The following is a 23149-nucleotide window of genomic DNA, read 5'->3' on the forward strand; positions in this document are numbered from 1 at the left end:
AGCGCCTGGGCCGGGGTTGTCATCGGGTGAGATCAAAATTGACGTAAAAAAGTATGGAATAACGGCCTGGGGATATCCCCTCCTGGCGGAGGGGATGGGGGGATTAACGCAGCTCCGCGCGAACGCGCTCCAGATCTTCCGGCGTATCGACACCTGTACCGGGAACCACTTCCGCCACCGCGACATGGATTTTCTCGCCATACCACAGCACGCGCAGCTGCTCGAGCATCTCTATTTGCTCCAGCGGGCTCGGCGCCCAGCTCACATAGCGACGAATAAAACCGGCGCGATAGCCATAAATACCGATATGACGCAGCAGCGAATCACCGATAGCCTCGCGGGATTTAGCGAAACGATCGCGATCCCACGGAATGGTGGCGCGGGAAAAATAGAGCGCGTAGCCCTCAGCATCCATGACGACCTTCACCGCATTTGGATTAAACGCCTCTTCCGCATCGTGGATTGGCACCGCTAAGGTTGCCATACCACTGGTGCTGGCAGCCAGATTCTCGGCTACCTGGCGCACGATCGCGGGCGGGATCATCGGCTCATCGCCCTGAATATTCACAATGATGGTGTCATCGCTGAAGGCGCATTTTTCAACCACCTCGGCCAGGCGTTCGGTGCCTGACTGATGATCTTCACGGGTCATGCAGACTTCACCGCCGGCGGCTTCCACCGCGCGGGCCACGTCCGGATGGTCGGTAGCAACGATAATCCGCTCGGCCCCGGATTCGCGAGCGCGTTCCAGAACATGGACAATCATCGGCTTGCCGTTGATATCCTGGAGCGGTTTTCCTGGCAGGCGGGTAGAAGCAAAGCGCGCGGGGATAATAACCACGAAACTCATGACTGGCTCTCTTCTACAGGAAGCGGGCGGGCTTCGGTTTCCAGCAGTACGGGAATGCCTTCACGCAGCGGAAAAGCCAGGCGATCAAGTTTGCAGATCAGTTCTTGCTTATCCTGGCTGTAATACAGCTTACCGTTACAAACCGGACAGGCGATAATTTCAAGTAAACGGTGATCCATGATTCCTCCAGATGGACCGAATAGATTCTTCAGCAGCATATCACACGTGGGCTCAGGCAGCGTCAATTTCCCAACCCTGTTGCCGCCCGGCAAAAAGTTCCGCCGGCAGCTTCCCGCAGCTCACCCGCGTGGCTTCCTGCCAGAGGGCAAAATCATCAATGGCGCGTTTTAGCCCGCTCTCCAGACCCGACGTCACCTTGACGCCCTCCTCCAGCCACAGGGCGATAATTTCCAGAACGCCGGTTTTGCGGTGCATTTTGCTATCCATTCTGCCAACCAGTCTCCCCTGGTGCAGCAGCGGTAATACGAAATAGCCATACTGCCGTTTCGGCGCGGGCGTGTAGCACTCCAGGCGATAGGTAAAGTTAAACAGCTGTTCCGCTCGTTTGCGATCCCAGACTACCGGATCGAAAGGCGAAAGCACCGCGCTGCGGCTGGCGGCGAGCCTACCGCCGGGAGAAGATTCCAGCAGCGCCAGAGCATCACGGTGGAGCCACATTTCGCCCAGCGCTTCAACGTTAACCGGCACCACCAGCCCCTCCTCCTGCCAGCTCACCAGCAGTAGCGGCAGCGGGGGCTGACGCAGACGATAATAATCCGCCAGCCACTGCGCGCGAAAAATCCCCAGGCTGCGAGCACTATTACGTAACATCATGGCTTCAGCCTGCTCCTGAGAGAGCCCGTCGCGCTCATCGTCCCAGTCCGGCATGACCCGCTGCGTCAGATCGTAAACGCGCTGAAAATTACGCCGCTCGATAACCATCACTTCACCGGCGGTGAATAAGCCTTCAAGATGGCGCTTATGCGGTTTCCACTCCCACCATCCGCTGGCGCCTTTGCGCGGATGCTCGAAGTCGGCCGAGCGAACCGGGCCATTTTCGGCTATATGCGCCAACAGCGCCTGAATGCCCTCGGCGTGTTCGGTCATCCACGCTTTGTGATATTTCCAGCCCATTTTATCCGGCGTCAGCATGCGGTGACGCACCAGTGAAAAGTCGCTGCGCGGTAAAAAGCAGGCTTCGTGCGCCCAGTACTCCATCAGCTCGCCGGCGCGGAGCGCCTCGTCCAGCCAGCGCTGCGGATAGTGGCCGAGGCGGCTGAACAGCACCAGATAAGGACTGCGCGCAACAACGTTGATGGTATCGATTTGCAGCAGAGACATCTGCTTAATGGTCTGCAGAATATCCCCGGGCTTTGCGCGGCGACGGGGCTTTTTTAGCAGCCCCTGAGCGGCAAGGTGAAGATGGCGGGCTTCTTTAAGCGAGAGGGACAATACCGGCATGCAGCTTCTCCGTTAAGGGTTCCGGCGCAAGCGGTGATACGACAATTAGCGTTGCGCCAGGGTAACTAAGTCCGTGAGCAACCGCTGCGCGCGTTGGTCAGTCATTATCGCGTCGACCGGAAGATACCACCAGTTTGCCTGAGCAAATTCGCGGCACTTCACCGCATCTTTTTCGGTCATCAGCAGGGTTTGCTGCGGCGTCGCCAGCGCGGCGACTGCGCTCTGCGCCAATGCCTGATGATCGGCTAAGGCGACGGTTTTTACCGGACTGACGCCGCAGCTTTCAAGGGTGGCGAAGAAGCGCGGCGGGTGGCCGATTCCGGCCATCGCCACCACGTTGTCCAACGCCGCCGCATCCCGGCGTTCGCCGGTCAGCAGATTTACCGCCTGCCCGGGGCGAAGCTGCATCGGGATCTCTCCCGGACGGGCGAGACCGCCGTTAACGATAACCGCATCCACGCTGCGTAAACGCGAAGCGCGCTCGCGCATGGGGCCGGCAGGCAGCCACCAGCCGTTGCCAAAACGGCGCACGCCGTCAATCACCACAATTTCTTTGTCGCGCGCCAGCTTATAGTGCTGCAGGCCATCGTCTGTGACGATAAGCTGAAGATCGTGGGCGGCGAGCAGGGCCTGTACCGCATCGCTGCGTACCGGCGAGACGGCAACCGGCGCGCCGGTACGCTGGTAAATCAGCACCGGCTCATCGCCCGCTTCCGCTGTGGGGGTAGCCGTATTCAGCAGCAGCGGATAGCTCGCCGCTTTACCGCCGTAGCCGCGTGAAACGACGCCAACGCGAATACCGCGCTGCTGGAGCTGTTCCACCAGCCAGACGACAACCGGCGTTTTACCATTACCGCCCGCGGTCAGATTACCCACCACCACCACAGGCACCGGCGCTCGCCAGGCTTTTTGCCAACCCAGTTTATAGCTCAGCCGTATCAACCCGCTCACCAGGCCATAGAGCCAGGAGAGCGGAAGCAGCAGCCGCCATAAGGGCGACTCACCGGACCAGATGCGTGCAATCATGCGCCGAACTGCATCTTATGCAGCTGGGCGTAAACGCCCTTGTGCTCAAGCAGGTCGGTATGGCTGCCGCGTTCAACGATCTGGCCATCTTCCACCACCACGATCTCGTCGGCCTGCTCAATCGTCGACAGACGGTGGGCAATCACCAGCGAGGTGCGGTTTTTCTGCAGTTCGTCCAGCGCCGCCTGAATAGCGCGTTCCGATTCGGTATCCAGCGCCGATGTGGCTTCGTCGAGGATCAGTATCGGGCTGTTACGCAGCAGGGCGCGAGCGATAGCGATACGCTGGCGCTGACCGCCGGAAAGCATAACACCGTTTTCCCCGATAATCGTATCCAGGCCATTGTCCATTTTGTTGATAAAGTCCATGGCATAAGCCATACGAGCGGCTTCTTCTATCTGCTCGCGGCTGTACTCTTCGGTACGCGCGTAGGCGATGTTATTCGCTACGGTATCGTTAAAGAGATGAACGTTTTGCGACACCAGCGCAACCTGATCGCGCAGGGAGCTCAGGGTGTATTCACGCAGGTCGTGGCCGTCCAGTAAGATCTGCCCATCATCGACATCGTAGAAACGCGTAATCAGGCTGGCGATGGTCGACTTACCCGAACCCGAGCGCCCTACCAGCGCCACGGTTTTCCCTTCCGGAATATTCAGGTCTATATTGCGCAGCGCGGCGACTTCACGTCCCGGGTATCTGAAGGTGACGTTTTTAAATTCGAGGTTGCCCTTCGCGCGTTCGATAACCCGCGTGCCTTCATCTTTCTCCTGCTCGGAGTCAAGGATAGCGAAAAGCGTCTGGCAAGCGGCCATCCCGCGCTGGAACTGCGCGTTGACGTTAGTCAGTGATTTCAGCGGGCGCATCAGCGCGATCATTGAAGAGAAGACAACGGTGATGGTACCCGCCGTCAGCGTCTCCATTACGCTCGGGAAGCTGGCAGCATAAAGCACGAAAGCCAGGGCCAGAGAGGCGATCAGCTGAATAATCGGGTCAGAAATTGACGACGCGGAGACCATTTTCATCCCCTGCAGGCGCATTTTATTGCTGACTTTATCAAAACGTTTGGTTTCGACGGCCTGACCGCCAAACATCAGCACTTCTTTATGCCCTTTCAGCATCTGCTCTGCGCTGGTCGTCACCTGGCCCATGGTGTTCTGCATATTCTTGCTGATATTACGAAAACGCTTCGAGACCACGCGAATCGCGATAGACACGATCGGCGCCAGCACGATCAGAATCACCGACAGCTGCCAGCTGTAGTAGAACATCATGACGAACAGGCCAATAATCGACGCGCCTTCGCGCACAACGGTAATCAGCGCGCTGGAGGAAGAAGACGCGACCTGCTCGGAATCATAGGTAATACGCGATAGCAGCGTCCCGGTGGACTGTTTGTCAAAGAAGGCAACCGGCATCCCCATCATGTGGCTGAATAAACGACGGCGCATCGTCATCACGACCTTGCCGGAAACCCAGGAGATACAGTAGCTCGAAACGTAGCTGGTAATGCCGCGCAGAACCATCAACCCGATCACCACCAGCGGCATCCATATCAGCACCGAGCGATCCGTTTTACCAAAACCATCATCCAATAACGGTTTAAGAAGCGATAGCATGAAGGTATCACTAGCCGCGTTAAGCACTAACGCTACCGCTGCCACGATTAGCCCGGGTTTAAACGGCGCTATAATCGGCCAGAGTCGGCGGAAGGTCTGCCACGTGGAGAGATCTTTATCGTTCTGCATTCAATAAACCAGCTTGTGTTGAAATAGCCGCATATTCTACCCGTTCTACGCCTTCCCGCCAAACCACTGATGATACCATCGCGGTAAAACTTGATCCCGTAAGCCATGGATTTGCCAGCTATCCGGAGAAAAAAACCACCGTAATTTGCCCCTGATGCGGCGTGTCGAACCACTGATAGCTCTGTTTTCGGTAGCGCTGAATCACTTTGGTTGATGGCATGCGCCATGCGTTATAGCGCGAAGCGGAAGCCAGCGCAGCTTCTCCGCCAACGCTCCGCAGCAGGGCGATTCCCGACGAGGTATTACTGCCGTGGTGGGGGACCTGGATAAGTGTAGACGTAAGATGTTGCCAGTAGCGGCTAATCATCGCCCGTTCCGCGGGCGTTTCGATATCCCCGGTCAGCAGAATACTGTGTTTACCGTCATCAATACGCACCACGCACGAGCGATTATTCCCCTGCGCTGTCGCTCCGGGCAGCGGCCAGAGCGCGCGAAAGGTTAAACCCCGCCACTGCCAGGTTTCTCCGCGCTGGCAGGCTAAATGACCCGCCCAGCCTAAAGGGCTTCGCACCCATATCCGGGGCCACGCCTTTAACACCGAAATTAGCCCGCCGCGGTGATCGAGATGCTCGTGGCTGAGAACGACGCCTTCAAGCTGCAAATGATGCCAGCGTAGCCAGGGAATAATGATCTGCTGACCGCTGTCTCCCTCGGGCCAGGCCAGGCCGGTATCATAGAGAAGCGCCGCGCCCTCGTGTTCAATCACCATTGCCAGCCCCTGCCCGACATCCAGCATGGTGACTCGCCATTCGTTAGCAGCCGTACTCTGCCAGAAGGGCCAGCTCAATAGCCCAAGAAATGCTAAACAAAACGCGGGCAACGTGCGCCACGCATGAAAACGCCAGACGATTAACGCCAGCCACGGCAGCAAGCTTATCCCAAGCCAGCGCGCATCCAGCGCCAGCCAGCCGGGCGGCAGCTTTCGTAAGAACCAGAATAGCGCGGCCAGTACACGGTCCGCCGATTGCCAGACCGCCATCTCAATGATAAACGGCGCGCAGAGGTGTAAAAACATCGCGGTCAGAATTAGCGGGACAACGACAAAGGTCACCAGCGGCACGGCAATCAAGTTGGCCAGCACGGACGTCAGGCTGATGCCGTGAAAAAGTGCGATCTGTAGAGGAGCAAGTAAAAACATTAAACCGATCTGCAGATGACATAACGCGAGGCTTTGACGCAGTAGCCCGCTCCTTTTGCCGCCCGGCATCGGCGCCAGCTGATACCAGAAGATAAGCGCCGCAACGGCAAACGCGGAAAGCCAGAGGCTTTCGGACAACACCGCCAGCGGATCGGCAAACAGTATTGCGCCAATGCAGCAGACCCATAGCTGCCATGGCGACCAGCGTTTTCCGGATAGCCGCAGCGCGCAGCCGGCGGCCAGCGCGACGCAGGTGCGCAACGCGGGTGGCTGCATGCCGGTCAGCCCGGCGTAAAAAATCGCGCTCGCCAGGCCAACGAGCAGCGGCGCCCGCCAGCCAAGCCAGCGGCACGGGAGAAAAAACTGCACACCTCTGAGCAGCAACCAGCCCAGTGAAGCCCCTAGCGCGATATGTAAGCCAGAAATCGCCATCAGGTGCGATGTCCCGGTTTCCTGCATCAGGGTCTTTATCTCGCGCGGTATTGCCAGACGCTCCCCCATGCCTAACCCTAGCATCACCGATTGCCACGGCAACGCGTTCAGCGTTTGATTCAGCGAAGCAAGATAACGCGCCCGCAAACTACAGGTCCGCACCCGAACGTCAGCGGTGATAAAGAGTCCGGTTAACGGACGATGCTGCGACAATGCATGACGCTGGCTATCAAACCCGCCATCGTTGAGCTGTCCGTGTACCGGACGCGCGCGCAGCGTCATTGCCCAAACCTGACCTGCGCAGGGCGTTTCTGGCAGGTAGCTGCCGTAGAGGCTAATCCCTGGCGCAGGAAACAGCCGTCGCCCATCCAGACGGATAATCTTCCCCTGATGCGTTGTCTGCCCGTCCGTTGCGGTTAGCTCAACGTCAACCTGGCGATTCCTGTCCGTTAACCTCTCCGTCGGCCACAGCACCTCGCCTGCGCTGAGGGCTCCCCAGACAAAAAACAGCGTTATCAATGCCGCATATTGCGCAGGTCTGCGTCGACATTGCGCAATAAGTAGCGCCAGGGCCATGAGCCCCCAGATAACCCACCGCCCGGGCAGCACTGGCAGCCAGAGCAGCGGCAGAATACCGATAATCACACAGCCGGCAAGTTGTGGTAAACGCATTAGCACCTCCCTGTCAGAGGGAGTGTTACGCTAAACGGGGAGTGTGTCGCCAGGCAAGGAAAGGAACTGCGCCGCGCCATCCGCAAAATCTACCGCGTTAACGCAACAGAACCCGCGTTTTGTGAGGTCACTTCAAAGAGAGATTTAAAGGCATAAAAAAAGCACCCGAAGGTGCTTTTTTAACGTTTAAGTATGTTGTCGCCGATCGGCGAAACTTACTCTTCGTAAATATTGGCGCGGTCGCGTAATTCTTTGCCCGGCTTAAAGTGGGGAACGTATTTACCTTCCAGTTCAACTTTATCGCCAGTCTTTGGGTTACGCCCGGTGCGGGGTGCTCGATAATGCAGAGAGAAGCTGCCGAAACCGCGGATTTCAATGCGCTCGCCTTGAGCAAGCGTTGAGGCCATATGCTCCAGCATTTCTTTAACAGCATCTTCCACTGCTTTCGCAGGAATGTGAGATTGCTGGCTGGCAAGTCTTTCTATCAATTCTGACTTGGTCATTATTCCTCCGGTTTCCTTCAAGGCAAAATTAGCTAACAGCTTAAACAAGGGCGGCCGTAGCCGCCCTTTGTGCTTGATTACAGGACGAATCCTGCAATCTGTCAAGTAAACTCGTCGTAATTCAGGTTGTTGTAACCCGAAAGACTAAGATTACTCGCCTTTAGCTGCTTTGAAAGCTTCAGCCATTGCGTTGTTGGAGAAGTTTGCATCTTCCTGTTTGTTAACAGTTGCGATTGCATCTTTCTCGTCAGCTTCGTCTTTCGCACGAACAGACAGGCTGATTGCGCGGTTTTTACGATCAACGCCGGTGAATTTAGCTTCAACGTCGTCGCCAACGCTCAGAACCAGAGTTGCATCTTCAACGCGGTCACGGGAAGCTTCAGAAGCGCGCAGGTAACCTTCAACGCCGTCAGCCAGCTCTACGGTTGCGCCTTTAGCGTCAACTGCAGTGACTTTACCGTTTACGATTGCGCCTTTCTTGTTCAGTGCAACCCAGTTGTTGAACGGATCTTCTGCGAGCTGTTTAACGCCCAGAGAGATACGCTCGCGCTCTGCGTCAACCTGCAGAACAACTGCTGCGATTTCGTCGCCTTTTTTGTATTCACGAACTGCTTCTTCGCCTGCAACGTTCCAGGAGATGTCAGACAGGTGAACCAGGCCATCGATGCCGCCGTCCAAGCCGATGAAGATACCGAAGTCAGTGATAGACTTGATTTTACCTTCAACACGGTCGCCCTTGTTGTGGGTTTCCGCGAACTGCTGCCATGGGTTGTTTTTGCACTGCTTCAGGCCCAGGGAGATACGGCGACGTTCTTCGTCGATATCCAGAACCATAACTTCCACTACATCGCCAACGTTAACAACTTTGGACGGGTGGATGTTTTTGTTGGTCCAGTCCATTTCGGAAACGTGAACCAGGCCTTCAACGCCTTCTTCGATTTCAACGAAGCAGCCGTAGTCGGTCAGGTTGGTCACGCGACCGGTCAGTTTGGTACCTTCCGGATAACGCTTAGCGATAGCTACCCACGGATCTTCGCCCAGCTGTTTCAGGCCAAGAGATACACGAGTACGTTCGCGGTCGAACTTCAGCACTTTAACAGTGATTTCGTCGCCAACGTTTACGATTTCGCTCGGATGCTTAACGCGTTTCCATGCCATATCGGTAATGTGCAGCAGGCCGTCAACGCCGCCCAGATCAACGAATGCACCGTAGTCAGTGAGGTTCTTAACGATACCTTTAACTTCCATGCCTTCCTGCAGGTTTTCCAGCAGCTGATCGCGCTCTGCGCTGTTTTCGGATTCGATAACGGCACGACGAGAAACAACAACGTTGTTACGTTTCTGGTCCAGCTTGATGACTTTGAATTCAAGCTCTTTGCCTTCCAGGTGCAGCGTATCGCGCACCGGACGAACGTCTACCAGGGAGCCCGGCAGGAACGCACGAATACCATTCAGCTCAACAGTGAAGCCACCTTTAACTTTGCCGTTGATAATACCGACTACAGTTTCAGCGTCTTCGTAAGCTTTTTCCAGCGTGATCCAAGCTTCGTGACGTTTAGCTTTCTCACGGGACAGCAGGGTTTCACCGAAGCCGTCTTCTACTGCATCCAGAGCAACGTCAACTTCGTCACCAACCTGGATTTCCAGCTCGCCCTGGGCGTTTTTGAACTGCTCTGCCGGAATGGCAGACTCAGATTTCAGACCGGCGTCAACCAGTACTACGTCTTTGTCGATAGCAACAACAACACCACGAACGATGGAACCCGGACGGGTTTCGATTGTTTTTAAGGATTCTTCAAATAGTTGAGCAAAAGATTCAGTCATGTTTAATCTTCAGGTTTCATATTTAACGTCCACCTGGCTCCATGCCGGATGGGGTTGTTTAACATACCCGCTAACACTCCATTGCTGCGGGGGTACTGCTATAATTCGGAGGCTGTTGTGCTTTATCGATAAGACGATTAAGCGGAAGCCAGTTTTTCGCGCGCATAGTGTAGCGCTTTTTCAATCACTTGCTCAATGTTTAGTTCTGTTGAATCAAGAACTAAAGCATCGGCAGCCGGGATCAGCGGCGCGACTGTACGATTGCGATCGCGATCGTCGCGCTCTTTTATCTCGGATAAAAGGCGATCAAAGTTAACACTAAAGCCCTTCTCCTGCAACTGAAGCATGCGGCGATGAGCACGTTCCTCCGCGGAGGCGTCAAGGAAAATTTTCACCTGCGCATCAGGGAATACGACGGTGCCCATATCGCGTCCGTCGGCGATCAGGCCTGGCAATTCGCGAAAGGCCCGCTGGCGGCGCAGCAACGCTTCACGCACGCGGGGAAAAGCCGCCACTTTAGAGGCCGTGTTGGCAACATCCTGAGTGCGAATCTCAGCGCTAACGTCCTCCCCCTCCAGCACCACTTCCAGGCTACCGTTAGTGGAGACAAAACGAACATCCAGGTGCGCAGCCAGTGGCACCAGCGCCTCTTCGGATTCAACATCCACATGATGATGTAGCGCAGCAAGAGCAAGCACGCGATAAATCGCCCCAGAGTCGAGCAGATGCCAGCCCAGCGTTTCTGCCATTGCCTTGCATAAGGTGCCTTTGCCCGCACCGCCAGGCCCATCAATGGTGATTACCGGAACTGTTGCCGTCATCTTTTTCTCCTTCAGCAAGGCGCATCAATATATAAACGCCGCGCATTATACGCATCTCTTCAACGGAAAGTGAGCATTGCTTGTAAATTACGGATAACAGGAAATCTCCTGTGGAAGAATTGTGCAATTATAGCGGGCTGACAGAGCAACAGCCCGGAAGATGATGCCGTTTTACCGTTAATCTGCGGCGATGCCAGCGCGAATGTACTGCGCCAGGGCTTGCCGATTTAACTCGCGGGCATAAAAAAACGCCGACACGATGGCCGGCGTTTTTACCTTAAACGCGCGTTATTCAGGCCAGCGTACTGATTCGCGCCAGCTGCTCAAAGTAGTCCGGGAACGTTTTCGCCGTACACTTCGGGTCAAGGATGGTGACCGGCGTATCGGAAAGCGCCACCAGCGAGAAGCACATTGCCATACGGTGGTCGTTATAGGTGCCGATCTCAGCAAACTGGAGCTTCGCGGGCGGAGTAATGCGGATGTAATCCTCCCCCTCTTCCACCTCTGCCCCCACTTTACGCAGCTCCGTGGCCATCGCAAACAGGCGATCGGTCTCTTTGACACGCCAGTTATAGATGTTGCGCAGCGTCGTGGTGCCCTTCGCGAACAGGGCCGCCGTGGCGATGGTCATCGCCGCATCCGGAATATGATTCATATCCATATCGATGGCGTTCAGTTCACCATGGGTGCAGGCAATGAAGTCATCGCCCCAGGTGACGGTTGCGCCCATTTTTTCCAGCACATCGGCAAAACGGATATCGCCCTGGACGCTGTTGCGGCCAATACCGGTGACTTTCACCGTTCCGCCCTTAATTGCGCCGGCGGCGAGGAAGTAGGATGCCGAGGAGGCATCGCCTTCAACCAGGTAGTCGCCCGGCGAGCGGTAGTGTTGATTGCCGCGTACGATAAAACGCTGGTAAGACTGATTTTCAACCTCAACGCCAAAGGTTTTCATCAGGTGCAGCGTAATATCAATATAAGGTTTGGAAACCAGATCGCCTTTAATCGCGATGACGGTATCCTGAGGCGCCAGTGGGGCGGTCATCAGGAGCGCGGTCAGAAACTGGCTGGAAACGCTGCCGTCCACTTCAACCTGGCCGCCGCTGAAACCGCCGCGCAGGCGCAGCGGCGGGTAGTTTTCCTGCTCCAGGTAATCAATCTGGGCCCCGCCCTGACGCAGCGCGTCAACCAGGTGGCCAATCGGCCGCTCTTTCATTCGCGGCTCGCCGGTCAGCACAATATCGTTACGGCCTAAACATAACGCCGCCGCCAGCGGACGCATCGCCGTTCCGGCATTACCGAGGAACAGTTCTAATGCTTCAGCCGCCTGCAGAGGGCCGCCGTTGCCGGTGACTTCACAGCGGGTACGATCGGAAGACAGGGTGTAATGAACTCCCAGCGCGCTCAGAGCATTCAGCATGTGGCGTACATCGTCGCTATCCAGCAGGTTGGTCAGCACCGTCGTGCCGCGGGCCAAAGCCGCCAGCAGCAAGGCACGGTTAGAGACACTCTTGGACCCGGGCAGGTTAATCGTGCCATCTACGCGTGCGATGGGTTGTAACGTCAGGGATTCCATTAAACTCAACTCTCAAACAAACAGAATAAAAACCCCGCAGACCGGCTGCGGGGATGAAAAAACGCGGCGGCGATTAACCGTGACGGCGTTCGAAGTCCTGCATAAAATCGGTCAGCGCCTTCACCCCCGCCAGCGGCATGGCGTTATAAATGGAAGCGCGCATGCCGCCCACGACGCGGTGGCCCTTCAGCGCATGCAGACCTGCGGCAAAGGACTCTTCGAGGAACAGTTTATCAAGCGCGCTGTCCGCCAGTTGGAACGGCACGTTCATGCGCGAGCGGTTCGCCGCAGCGACATCGTTGCGATAGAAACCGCTGTTATCGATGGTGCTATACAGCAGGTCGGCTTTCTGCTGGTTGATTTTATCCATAGCGGCAACGCCGCCCTGCTCTTTCAGCCATTTAAACACCAGACCTGACAGGTACCAGGCAAACGTCGGCGGCGTGTTAAACATGGAGTCATTGGCGGACAGGATGGAGTAATCAAGAATCGATGGGCAGGCTACGCTGGCTTTACCCAGCAGATCTTCGCGCACAATAATCAGCGTCAGACCTGCGGGACCGATGTTTTTCTGCGCGCCCGCGTAGATCACGCCATAGCGGCTGACGTCAATTTCACGGGATAAAATCGTCGATGACAAATCCGCCGTGACGACCACATCGTCGCCAAAGTTTGGCGCTTCTTCAATGGCAATACCGTCAATGGTTTCGTTCGGGCAGTAGTGCAGGTAGGCCGCGCCAGGGGTCAGCTGCCATTCGCTCATCGGCTTAACCGCGCGCAGGCCGTCAACGGTGATTTTGGCGTCGATCACGTTCGGCGTGCAGTATTTATGCGCTTCTTTTACCGCGCTGGCCGCCCAGTAGCCGGCATCAACGTAGTCGGCAACGGTTTTATCGCCAAGCAGGTTCAGCGGGATACCGGCAAACTGTCCGCGACCGCCGCCGTGGCAGAATAAAACTTTATAGTTGGAAGGAATATTGAGCAGGGAGCGAAAATCCTGTTCCGCTTCTTCAGCCACCTTAATGAACTCTTTACCACGGTGGCTGATTTCCATCACCGACGTCCCCAAACCGTTCCAGTCGCACAGTTCCTTTTGTGCCAGTTTGAGTACTTCCGCCGGCAGCATTGCCGGGCCTGAACTGAAGTTATAGACCTGAGCCATTTCCCCTCACCACTTGCTATGTTATTTACCCGCGAACCGTCGCGGGCATAAGTTATTCCTGTGGCTATCGGTTTTATCATTCAGTGACACGCACCGCAATGGCTAAAACTGAGCGTCGGGGAAATGCGGCCTCGCTCACACAAAAGAATCTGCCAGCTTGACGTCATAAAACCGACATAATTGCTGTCAGGTGACTCTTTTTGCCCGGCTGACCTTCGACCATTCTGCATTTGCGCAGCGAGGGCATAATTGTTTATCCCCGGCTCGTAGCGTAAGGATTGCGCTACAGCGAACGCAGGCATACTCGTCGTCCCGGGGTATCGTGGTAAAACGATCGGTAAAGCGGGAAGGAAGAATGGAGAGTCCGGCTTTAACATCGTCATCCTCATAGAAATAGAGGCTGATCTGCCCGTTGGTTTCCAGAATAGCCAGCCGCACCTGCCCCAGTTGCTCAACCCCGCTGATTCGCAGCTCCATAAAAAACTCAAATTCGGTCATGTTTTCCGCCTGCAGTTTCTCCCAGGCCAGCTCGCCGTTTTCCACAACAATAATCGGCTTACCCTCCAGCAGATCCTCCAGTTTTTCGCTATGCCCCATCAGCCACATAATCAATCGGTACAGCAGGGCCAGAGTGATAAAAACCGCCAGTACCGGCAGCATCGGAACGTCATCATAGAATGCGACATCGCCCGCGGCCGAACCGAGGGTCAAAATGATGAGCACTTCGAACAGTGACATCTGACGAACGCCCCGCCGCCCGGTTATCTTGAGAAAAATAAATACCAGTACGAAGGTGTAGAGGCTCCGTAATGCCACCTCGGCCAGAAATTCCACGGGCACTTTATCCAGTGCCATACGATGCCAGTCAAATGTCTTCATGATTAACGCCTGAACAGTTATTGAGTGACATAAGCATAGCCAGACGATGGAGATAGCACCCGTCATCTAAAACCCGTATCATTGCGCGCTTTACGTACGATAAAAGTGACTGCCATGACTCAAACATTTATTCCCGGCAAAGATGCCGCCCTGGAAGATTCCATCGCTCGCTTCCAGCAGAAGTTGCACGACCTCGGATTCGATATTGAAGAGGCCTCATGGCTCAACCCGGTTCCGCACGTCTGGTCAGTGCATATCCGCGATAAAGAGTGCGCCCTGTGCTTCACCAACGGCAAAGGCGCCACCAAAAAAGCCGCGCTCGCCTCCGCGCTCGGAGAGTACTTTGAGCGCCTCTCGACCAACTATTTCTTTGCCGACTTCTGGCTGGGCGAGACTATCGCCAACGGTCCCTTCGTTCACTATCCGAATGAAAAATGGTTCCCGTTAACCGACGATGACGAAGTACCGGAAGGCCTGCTGGATACCCGCCTGCGCGCGTTCTACGATCCTGACGATCAGTTAACCGCCAGCATGCTGGTCGATCTGCAGTCAGGGAATGACGATCGCGGCGTCTGCGGCCTGCCGTTCACCCGCCAGTCTGATGGTGAAACGGTCTATATTCCGATGAATATTGTCGGCAACCTGTACGTTTCTAACGGGATGTCCGCGGGCAACACCCGCAACGAAGCCCGCGTTCAGGGCCTCTCAGAAGTGTTCGAACGGCATATTAAAAACCGCATTATCGCCGAAAGCATCAGTCTGCCGGAGATCCCGGCGGAGGTGATGGCGCGCTATCCGGGCGTAGTTGAATCGATCAATAAGCTGGAGGCCGAAGGTTTCCCGATTTTCGCTTATGACGGTTCGCTCGGCGGCAAATATCCGGTTATCTGCGTCGTGCTGTTTAACCCAGCTAACGGCACCTGTTTCGCCTCTTTCGGCGCGCATCCCGATTTCGGCGTGGCGCTGGAACGTACCGTTACCGAACTGCTCCAGGGCCGCAGCCTGAAAGATCTCGACGTCTTCACGCCGCCCACCTTCGACGATGAAGAAGTTGCCGAACATGCGAACCTTGAAACGCACTTTATCGATTCCAGCGGCCTGATCTCCTGGGATATGTTTAAGCAGGATGCCGACTACCCGTTCGTGGACTGGAGCTTCTCCGGAACCACGGAGGAAGAGTTCGCCACCCTGATGGCTATCTTTAAACAAGAAGATAAAGAAGTTTACATCGCCGATTACGAACACCTGAGCGTCTACGCCTGCCGAATCATTGTCCCGGGCATGTCTGATATTTATCCGGCGGAAGACCTCTGGCTGGCAAATAACAGCATGGGCGCGCCTCTGCGGGAAACGATTCTTTCCCTGCCGGAAAGCGAGTGGGAAAAAGAAGATTATCTGGCGCTTATCGAACAAATGGATGATGAAGGCCTTGATGACTTCACCCGCGTGCGCGAACTGCTGGGTCTGGCGACCGGCAAAGACAACGGCTGGTATACGCTGCGCATTGGCGAGCTGAAAGCCATGCTCGCGCTGGCGGGCGGCGATCTCGAGCAGGCGCTAATCTGGACCGAGTGGACCATGGAGTTCAACGCTTCAATCTTTAGCGCCGAGCGCGCTAATTACTACCGCTGCCTGCAAACCCTGCTGCTGCTGAGCCAGGAAGAGGAGCGCCAGCCGCTGCAGTATCTGAACGCTTTTGTACGCATGTACGGCGCCGATGCCGTAGAAGCCGCCAGCGCCGCGCTGAGCGGAGAAGCGCCGTTCTACGGCCTGCAGGCAGTAGACAGCGACCTGCTCGCGTTCCCGGCTCATCAGTCGCTGCTGAAAGCCTACGAAAAGCTGCAGCGCGCAAAAGCAGCATTCTGGGGTAAATAAGCGCGCTTTACTGCCTGAATAACCCTATGATGGGGGCCGGCGAAGGCCCCCATTTTTATGTTTTCCGCAACCCCAAAGCCCGATTGTAGCCATAAAGTTAATTAGTGGTGAGAAATAATAAAATCCCACCGCAAATATTGTTAATTTTAATAAAAATACCCCATTTTAATTAACCGAAAAACGGGGGTAAAATGAAAATAATCAACATTATTTGTAAATTTTAAAATTTATTTTTTTATTAAAAAACAACAATTTAAACCAACATTAAGGCAAATCCACACACTCAAAAGGCCTATAGTTCCGGTAGGATATGATCTACATCAAATTCCCTTCTATAATGCTTTGTTAGTATCTCACCGCCAACTTACATAAAGAGAGAGTTAGTGTGAAAGCTGACAACCCTTTTGATCTTTTACTCCCTGCTGCCATGGCGAAAGTCGCCGAAGAAGCGGGTGTCTATAAAGCGACAAAACATCCGATAAAGACGTTTTATCTGGCGATCACCGCAGGTGTCTTCATCTCTATCGCTTTTGTTTTCTATATTACCGCGACAACCGGCACGGCCGGGATGCCATTCGGGGTTGCCAAACTGATTGGAGGCATCTGCTTCTCACTAGGTTTGATTCTCTGCGTTATTTGCGGTGCCGACCTGTTTACCTCAACCGTTCTTATCGTTGTCGCGAAAGCCAGCGGAAGAATCACATGGGGTCAACTGGCGAAAAACTGGCTCAACGTCTATGTTGGTAACCTGATTGGTTGCTTACTCTTTGTATTGCTGATGTGGCTTTCAGGCGAATATATGACTGCCAACGGTCAATGGGGACTTAACGTTCTGCAAACCGCCGACCACAAAATGCACCATACTTTTGTTGAAGCCGTGTGCCTGGGTATCCTGGCAAACCTGATGGTCTGCCTTGCGGTATGGATGAGCTACTCCGGCCGCAGCCTGATGGATAAAGCCATGATTATGGTTTTACCGGTGGCAATGTTTGTTGCCAGCGGGTTTGAGCATAGTATCGCGAACATGTTTATGATCCCGCTGGGTATCGTTATCCGCGACTTTGCAAGCCCGGAATTCTGGACCGCTGTCGGTTCAACTCCGGAAAGTTTCTCTCACCTGACCGTCATGAACTTCATCACTGATAACCTGATTCCGGTAACTATCGGGAACATCATCGGCGGTGGTCTGCTGGTTGGGTTGACATACTGGGTCATTTACCTGCGTGGCGACGACCATCACTAAGGGTTGTTTCAGGCAGTAAATAAAAAATCCACTTAAGAAGGTAGGTGTTACATGTCCGAGCTTAATGAAAAGTTAGCCACAGCCTGGGAAGGTTTTGCGAAAGGTGACTGGCAGAACGAAGTCAACGTCCGCGACTTCATCCAGAAAAACTATACCCCGTACGAAGGTGACGAGTCCTTCCTGGCTGGCGCAACTGACGCGACCACCAAGCTGTGGGACACCGTAATGGAAGGCGTTAAACAGGAAAACCGCACTCACGCGCCTGTTGATTTTGATACTTCCCTTGCATCCACCATCACTTCTCATGACGCTGGCTACATCGAGAAAGGTCTCGAGAAAATCGTTGGTCTGCAGACTGAAGCTCCGCTGAAACGCGCGATTATCCCGTTCGGCGGCATCAAAATGGTAGAAGGTTCCTGCAAAGCGTACAATCGCGAGCTGGACCCGATGCTGAAGAAAATCTTCACTGAATACCGCAAAACTCACAACCAGGGCGTGTTTGACGTTTACACCAAAGACATCCTGAACTGCCGTAAATCTGGCGTTCTGACCGGTCTGCCGGATGCCTATGGCCGTGGTCGTATCATCGGTGACTACCGTCGCGTTGCGCTGTACGGTATCGACTTCCTGATGAAAGACAAATACGCTCAGTTCGTCTCTCTGCAAGAGAAACTGGAAAACGGCGAAGATCTGGAAGGAACTATTCGTCTGCGCGAAGAAATCTCTGAACAGCACCGTGCGCTGGGTCAGATCAAAGAAATGGCGGCAAAATACGGCTGCGATATCTCTGGTCCGGCAACCACCGCTCAGGAAGCTATCCAGTGGACCTACTTCGGCTACCTGGCTGCCGTTAAATCTCAGAACGGCGCGGCAATGTCCTTCGGTCGTACCTCCAGCTTCCTGGACATCTTCATCGAACGTGACCTGAAAGCCGGTAAAATCACCGAGCAAGACGCACAGGAAATGATTGACCACCTGGTCATGAAACTGCGTATGGTTCGTTTCCTGCGTACCCCTGAATATGATGAACTGTTCTCTGGCGACCCGATTTGGGCAACCGAATCTATCGGCGGTATGGGCGTTGACGGCCGTACTCTGGTCACCAAAAACAGCTTCCGTTTCCTGAACACCCTGTACACCATGGGGCCGTCTCCGGAGCCGAACATCACCATTCTGTGGTCTGAAAAACTGCCGCTGAGCTTCAAAAAATACGCCGCGAAAGTGTCCATCGATACCTCTTCTCTGCAGTACGAGAACGATGACCTGATGCGTCCTGACTTCAACAACGATGACTACGCTATCGCTTGCTGCGTAAGCCCGATGGTTGTTGGTAAGCAAATGCAGTTCTTCGGCGCGCGTGCTAACCTGGCGAAAACCATGCTGTACGCAATCAACGGCGGCGTTGATGAAAAACTGAAAATGCAGGTTGGTCCTAAATCTGAACCGATCAAAGGCGACGTTCTGAACTTCGACGAAGTGATGGACCGCATGGATCACTTCATGGACTGGCTGGCTAAACAGTACGTCACTGCGCTGAACATCATCCACTACATGCACGACAAGTACAGCTACGAAGCTTCCCTGATGGCGCTGCACGACCGTGATGTTATCCGCACCATGGCATGTGGTATCGCAGGTCTGTCCGTTGCGGCTGACTCCCTGTCTGCAATCAAATATGCGAAAGTTAAACCGATTCGTGACGAAAACGGTCTGGCTGTCGACTTCGAAATCGAAGGCGAATACCCGCAGTTTGGTAACAACGACTCTCGCGTCGATGATATGGCCGTTGACCTGGTTGAACGTTTCATGAAGAAAATTCAGAAACTGCACACCTACCGCAACGCTATCCCGACTCAGTCCGTTCTGACCATCACCTCTAACGTTGTGTATGGTAAGAAAACCGGTAACACCCCTGACGGTCGTCGCGCTGGCGCTCCGTTCGGACCAGGTGCTAACCCGATGCACGGCCGTGACCAGAAAGGTGCTGTTGCCTCTCTGACCTCCGTTGCAAAACTGCCGTTTGCTTACGCGAAAGATGGTATTTCTTACACCTTCTCTATCGTGCCGAACGCGCTGGGTAAAGACGACGAAGTTCGTAAAACTAACCTCGCCGGCCTGATGGATGGTTACTTCCACCACGAAGCGTCCATCGAAGGCGGTCAGCATCTGAACGTCAACGTTATGAACCGCGAAATGCTGCTCGACGCGATGGAAAACCCGGAAAAATATCCGCAGCTGACCATCCGCGTATCCGGCTACGCAGTACGTTTTAACTCCCTGACGAAAGAGCAGCAGCAGGACGTTATTACTCGTACCTTCACTCAGACCATGTAATGGTATTGACTGAAATCGTACAGTAAAAAGCGTACAATAAAGGCTCCACGCAAGTGGGGCCTTTTTAGCAATATCATCCTGCCCCAGTCTCTTTTGTCTGCTGTCTATACTTTATGGATAACAGCCAAAACAGACTCGACATAGCCTTTGAGCTGTGCATCTACATAGGCCCCGGATGGGCCAAATTCGGAGATATCACCGCAATGTCAACAATTGGTCGCATTCACTCCTTTGAATCCTGTGGCACCGTCGATGGCCCGGGGATCCGCTTTATCACCTTCTTCCAGGGCTGCCTGATGCGCTGCCTCTATTGCCACAACCGCGATACCTGGGATACCCACGGCGGCAAAGAGATTACCGTTGAAGAGCTGATGAAAGAGGTGGTGACCTATCGCCACTTTATGAACGCTTCCGGCGGCGGCGTGACGGCATCCGGCGGCGAGGCTATCCTGCAGGCCGAATTTGTTCGCGACTGGTTCCGAGCCTGTAAGAGAGAAGGTATTCATACCTGTCTCGATACCAACGGCTTTGTGCGCCGCTACGACCCGGTTATTGATGAACTGCTGGAAGTCACCGATCTGGTGATGCTCGACCTCAAGCAAATGAATGATGAAATTCACCAGAATCTGGTAGGCGTCTCTAACCATCGGACGCTGGAGTTTGCCCGTTACCTGTCAAACAAAAACATCAACGTCTGGATCCGCTACGTTGTGGTTCCGGGCTGGTCCGACGATGATGATTCAGCGCATCGCCTGGGCGAGTTTACTCGTGACATGGGCAACGTCGAGAAAATCGAACTGCTGCCGTACCACGAGCTGGGCAAGCACAAATGGGTAGCCATGGGCGAAGAGTACAAGCTGGACGGCGTCCATCCGCCCAAGAAAGAGACCATGGAACGCGTGAAGGGCATTCTGGAACAGTACGGTCATAAAGTGATGTACTAAAATCCCCGCCCGGTAGAGATTGCGCTACCGGGTGTTTCCCCAACAAAATCAGCGTCAGGACATAAAATATTCCGACAGCTTATTCGCCACGCTCTCAATCGAGAAAATGCGCTTCTGATGCGCTTTTCGGTATTCCGCATAGCGTTCATCCTGCTCTTCCAGCGCGCTGAGGATCCGGTCGGCCACCATCATTGCGCCGGCGATTTCCGCAAACCCCGACTCCCCTTCCCCCTGTAAAGCCACCGCCGCCTGAAGATTCCAGTCAGATAAACGGGCCAGCGGCGCAAACGTCCCGCGGGTCAGCGATAAAATTTTAACGCCCTGCTGCTTTGCCAGCGACAGGGCCTGCATCATATCCGCCGACGCCTGTTCGCTATGCACCACAATAATGCCGGTTTTCTGGTTATCCGAAAGCAGCGGCATCGCCGCCGGATAGGAGCGATCGATAAAGCTGGCCGCCTTACCCATATTGATTAAATTCATCTGCAGGAACAACGCCACCGGCACCGCCGTGCCCACGGCATAGATAGCAATGCTGTTCAGGGTGTTAAGCCAGTCGGCCGCGGCTTTCAGCTCCTGGTTATCGACAATGGCATTACTGTCGCGAATGCTCGCCAGCACCGGCGCAATCTCTTCGCTCTCGTTGGTACCGTGGTCTTCCGAGCGCGCGGCGCCCTGCTCCATCGCCAGCGCGGTTCTGAAATCCGAGAAACCTTTAAAACCAAAGGCCCGACAAAAACGGGTGATACTCCCCTCACTGGTATCAATGGAGTCGGCCAGTTCTGAAATCGTGTGACGCATCACAAAGTCAGGATTTTCCGTAATAAAACGGCCAACTTTCTCCAGTATCGGGCTTAGCCCTGAAGCTCCGTTTCTTATGCTTATCAACAAGTTATTGTCTATCTGGCTCATGTTTTGCCTTATTTGCTCAAAATGCAAACACAGTCACATCTTTCGTCCTGCCGCAAAGATAATAATTATTATCTCACACAAATAAATAAAAATAATTATTTTTACAAACAGGAGAACATCGAATGAAAGGTCTCATAGTCTGTCGTACCGGTATGGGCAGCTCCTTAATGCTCAAAATCAAAGCACAAAAAATCATCGACAAGCACGGCTGGAATATCGAGCTGGAGCATGACGTCCTCTCAGGGTTACGCACCTGGCGAGATATTGATTTTGTCATCACTATGCGCGATCTCACCGACGAAGTCGAAGCCGCCGGATTCAGAGCGGTCGGCATCACCGACCTGATGAACAGTGAAGAGATGGAGTCTGCGCTCACCGATATCGTTCAAAGCAACTAACCTCTCCCGGAGGCAATATGGATTTCCTCAGATTTATTGTATTCGACATTCTGGGCGTAACCCCACTTTTAGTTGGCTTTATTGCATTAATCGGCCTGTTAATCCAACGTAAGCCGATTGAAAAAGTCCTTTCCGGCACCTTCAAAACCATCGTCGGCTTTCTGGTTTTTGCCGGCGGCGCCGGTCTGGCAGTCACTTCCCTGGGTAACTTTCAGACCTTGTTCAGCGATGGATTTGGCCTGAAGGGCGTCATGCCGCTGGCAGAAGCGCTAACCGGACTGGCGCAAACCAAATTCGCCATGTGCGTGTCGCTGATCATGGTGATTGGTTTTGGCTGGAACCTGTTTTTTGCCCGCGTGACGCCGTTTAAATACATCTTTCTTACCGGGCAACATAATCTTTATCTCTCCGCGCTGCTTACCGTAACGCTGAAGGCGCTGGGCTACAGCGACATGACGACCATCATTGTCGGCTCCGTGCTGCTGGGTCTCGCCGCCTGCCTCTATCCGGCCATTGCGCAGCCGTGGATGCGAAAAATTACCGGTAATGATGAGATAGCGATGGGGCACTACGTCACCTTGGCCTACGCCGCCTCCGGCTGGATTGGCGCAAAGGTCGGCGATCCGAAACAATCCACCGAAAAGCTGAATCTTCCCGGCTGGCTGGGGATCTTTAAAGATTACATCGTCTCGGTGTCGATCTCTGTGAGCATCTTCTACTACATCGCCGCGCTCGCTGCCGGAAAAGCCGCGGTCACCGCAGCGGCAGGCGGGATGCACTGGCTGGTTTATCCGCTCTTTCAGTCGCTGACCTTTACCGCTTCGCTGTACATCATCATTACCGGCGTACGCCTGCTGCTGTCAGAAATTGTTCCGGCCTTCCTCGGTATCTCGGAGAAGTTTATTCCTAACGCCAAACCCGCGCTCGACTGCCCGGTGGTCTTCCCCTACGCCCCGACCGCCACGGTGCTGGGGTTTATCTCTTCGTTTGTCGGCGGGCTGGTGGTGATGGGCTTTCTGGCGATCCTTGGCCAAACCGTGATTATCCCGGTAGCCATTCCCTACTTCTTTATTGGCGCGACCGCAGCGGTATTTGGTAATGCCTCCGGCGGCTGGAAAGGCGCGATTGCCGGAAGCTTTATCACCGGGATCCTGATCGGCATCGGCCCGGCGCTGATTTACCCGATTATGGAATCCGTCGGTCTTTCAGGCACCAGCTTCCCGGAAACCGACTTCGTCGCTCTGGGTCTGGTCGTGTACTACATCGGTAAAATGCTGCCCTAAGAAGGAATGAA

18 protein-coding genes and 1 pseudogene are annotated in these 23149 nt (G+C 54.5%); 6 read left to right on the forward strand and 13 right to left on the reverse strand.

The features are described from left to right. Positions 1-103: 103 nt before the first annotated feature. The 12 genes and pseudogenes from kdsB to ABLU87_RS20810 all read right to left on the reverse strand — a co-directional run bounded on the left by kdsB (position 104) and on the right by ABLU87_RS20810 (position 14149). Complete coding sequence (gene kdsB, locus ABLU87_RS20755) at positions 104-850, reverse strand: 3-deoxy-manno-octulosonate cytidylyltransferase (RefSeq protein WP_032748911.1); 747 nt, start codon at positions 848-850, stop codon at positions 104-106. Further along, entirely contained in the window at positions 847-1029 is a 183-nt protein-coding gene (gene ycaR / locus ABLU87_RS20760; RefSeq protein WP_004130952.1) for a protein YcaR, read from the reverse strand. Before ycaR ends, kdsB begins: the two co-directional genes overlap by 4 nt. A 52-nt stretch (positions 1030-1081) precedes the next feature. Then, positions 1082-2311 (reverse strand): winged helix-turn-helix domain-containing protein, encoded by a 1230-nt coding sequence (locus ABLU87_RS20765; protein WP_109240764.1) that lies wholly within the window; start codon positions 2309-2311, stop codon positions 1082-1084. 45 nt (positions 2312-2356) lie between these two features. Continuing rightward, positions 2357-3337 carry a tetraacyldisaccharide 4'-kinase gene (gene lpxK, locus ABLU87_RS20770; protein ID WP_014228643.1) on the reverse strand — a complete coding sequence of 327 codons (981 nt, stop codon included), beginning with the start codon at positions 3335-3337 and terminating at the stop codon, positions 2357-2359. Further along, a complete protein-coding gene (msbA, locus tag ABLU87_RS20775; RefSeq protein ID WP_048261067.1) occupies positions 3334-5082 on the reverse strand; it encodes a lipid A ABC transporter ATP-binding protein/permease MsbA in 1749 nt (582 codons plus the stop codon). The genes lpxK and msbA overlap by 4 nt, the downstream gene beginning before the upstream one ends. Before the next feature lie 45 nt (positions 5083-5127). Continuing rightward, a pseudogene (locus ABLU87_RS20780) lies at positions 5128-7384 on the reverse strand (ComEC family protein). Positions 7385-7599: 215 nt separating this feature from the next. Beyond that, positions 7600-7887, reverse strand: coding sequence for an integration host factor subunit beta (gene ihfB, locus ABLU87_RS20785; protein ID WP_004100704.1), 288 nt, complete (start codon positions 7885-7887; stop codon positions 7600-7602). A 150-nt stretch (positions 7888-8037) separates the two neighbouring features. Further along, positions 8038-9711, reverse strand: coding sequence for a 30S ribosomal protein S1 (rpsA, locus tag ABLU87_RS20790; RefSeq protein WP_004100702.1), 1674 nt, complete (start codon positions 9709-9711; stop codon positions 8038-8040). Between the two features lie 137 nt (positions 9712-9848). Further along, a complete protein-coding gene (gene cmk, locus ABLU87_RS20795; protein WP_004849475.1) occupies positions 9849-10532 on the reverse strand; it encodes a (d)CMP kinase in 684 nt (227 codons plus the stop codon). A gap of 292 nt (positions 10533-10824) precedes the next feature. Further along, on the reverse strand, positions 10825-12108 hold the full coding sequence (gene aroA, locus ABLU87_RS20800) for a 3-phosphoshikimate 1-carboxyvinyltransferase (protein WP_004849473.1): 1284 nt from the start codon (positions 12106-12108) through the stop codon (positions 10825-10827). A gap of 73 nt (positions 12109-12181) precedes the next feature. Next, positions 12182-13270 carry a 3-phosphoserine/phosphohydroxythreonine transaminase gene (gene serC, locus ABLU87_RS20805; RefSeq protein ID WP_004849472.1) on the reverse strand — a complete coding sequence of 363 codons (1089 nt, stop codon included), beginning with the start codon at positions 13268-13270 and terminating at the stop codon, positions 12182-12184. 186 nt (positions 13271-13456) lie between these two features. Next, a complete protein-coding gene (locus tag ABLU87_RS20810; RefSeq protein ID WP_014228639.1) occupies positions 13457-14149 on the reverse strand; it encodes a DUF421 domain-containing protein in 693 nt (230 codons plus the stop codon). Positions 14150-14263: 114 nt separating this feature from the next. Here ABLU87_RS20810 and ycaO point away from each other — a divergent pair, with 114 nt between their 5' ends. From ycaO to pflA, 4 genes are all read left to right on the forward strand, one after another. Further along, complete coding sequence (gene ycaO / locus ABLU87_RS20815) at positions 14264-16024, forward strand: 30S ribosomal protein S12 methylthiotransferase accessory factor YcaO (RefSeq protein ID WP_014228638.1); 1761 nt, start codon at positions 14264-14266, stop codon at positions 16022-16024. 385 nt (positions 16025-16409) lie between these two features. Continuing rightward, positions 16410-17267: a formate transporter FocA gene (focA, locus tag ABLU87_RS20820; RefSeq protein ID WP_004849465.1), complete on the forward strand. Its 858-nt coding sequence runs from the start codon at positions 16410-16412 to the stop codon at positions 17265-17267. A gap of 51 nt (positions 17268-17318) precedes the next feature. Further along, a complete protein-coding gene (gene pflB, locus ABLU87_RS20825) occupies positions 17319-19601 on the forward strand; it encodes a formate C-acetyltransferase (protein WP_014228637.1) in 2283 nt (760 codons plus the stop codon). Positions 19602-19804: 203 nt separating this feature from the next. Beyond that, positions 19805-20545: a pyruvate formate lyase 1-activating protein gene (gene pflA / locus ABLU87_RS20830; RefSeq protein ID WP_122117349.1), complete on the forward strand. Its 741-nt coding sequence runs from the start codon at positions 19805-19807 to the stop codon at positions 20543-20545. A 54-nt stretch (positions 20546-20599) separates the two neighbouring features. Here pflA and ABLU87_RS20835 read toward each other — a convergent pair whose 3' ends face one another. Further along, positions 20600-21457 carry a MurR/RpiR family transcriptional regulator gene (locus tag ABLU87_RS20835; protein ID WP_025107508.1) on the reverse strand — a complete coding sequence of 286 codons (858 nt, stop codon included), beginning with the start codon at positions 21455-21457 and terminating at the stop codon, positions 20600-20602. 122 nt (positions 21458-21579) lie between these two features. Here ABLU87_RS20835 and ABLU87_RS20840 point away from each other — a divergent pair, with 122 nt between their 5' ends. Together ABLU87_RS20840 and ABLU87_RS20845 are read left to right on the forward strand one after the other, a co-directional pair. Then, complete coding sequence (locus ABLU87_RS20840) at positions 21580-21855, forward strand: PTS sugar transporter subunit IIB (RefSeq protein ID WP_014228635.1); 276 nt, start codon at positions 21580-21582, stop codon at positions 21853-21855. 17 nt (positions 21856-21872) lie between these two features. Beyond that, positions 21873-23138 carry a PTS ascorbate transporter subunit IIC gene (locus ABLU87_RS20845; RefSeq protein WP_014228634.1) on the forward strand — a complete coding sequence of 422 codons (1266 nt, stop codon included), beginning with the start codon at positions 21873-21875 and terminating at the stop codon, positions 23136-23138. Positions 23139-23149 lie beyond the last annotated feature (11 nt).

The sequence above is a fragment of the Klebsiella sp. CB_Kp196 genome (assembly GCF_040061575.1).
Classification (GTDB): Bacteria; Pseudomonadota; Gammaproteobacteria; order Enterobacterales; family Enterobacteriaceae; genus Klebsiella; species Klebsiella michiganensis.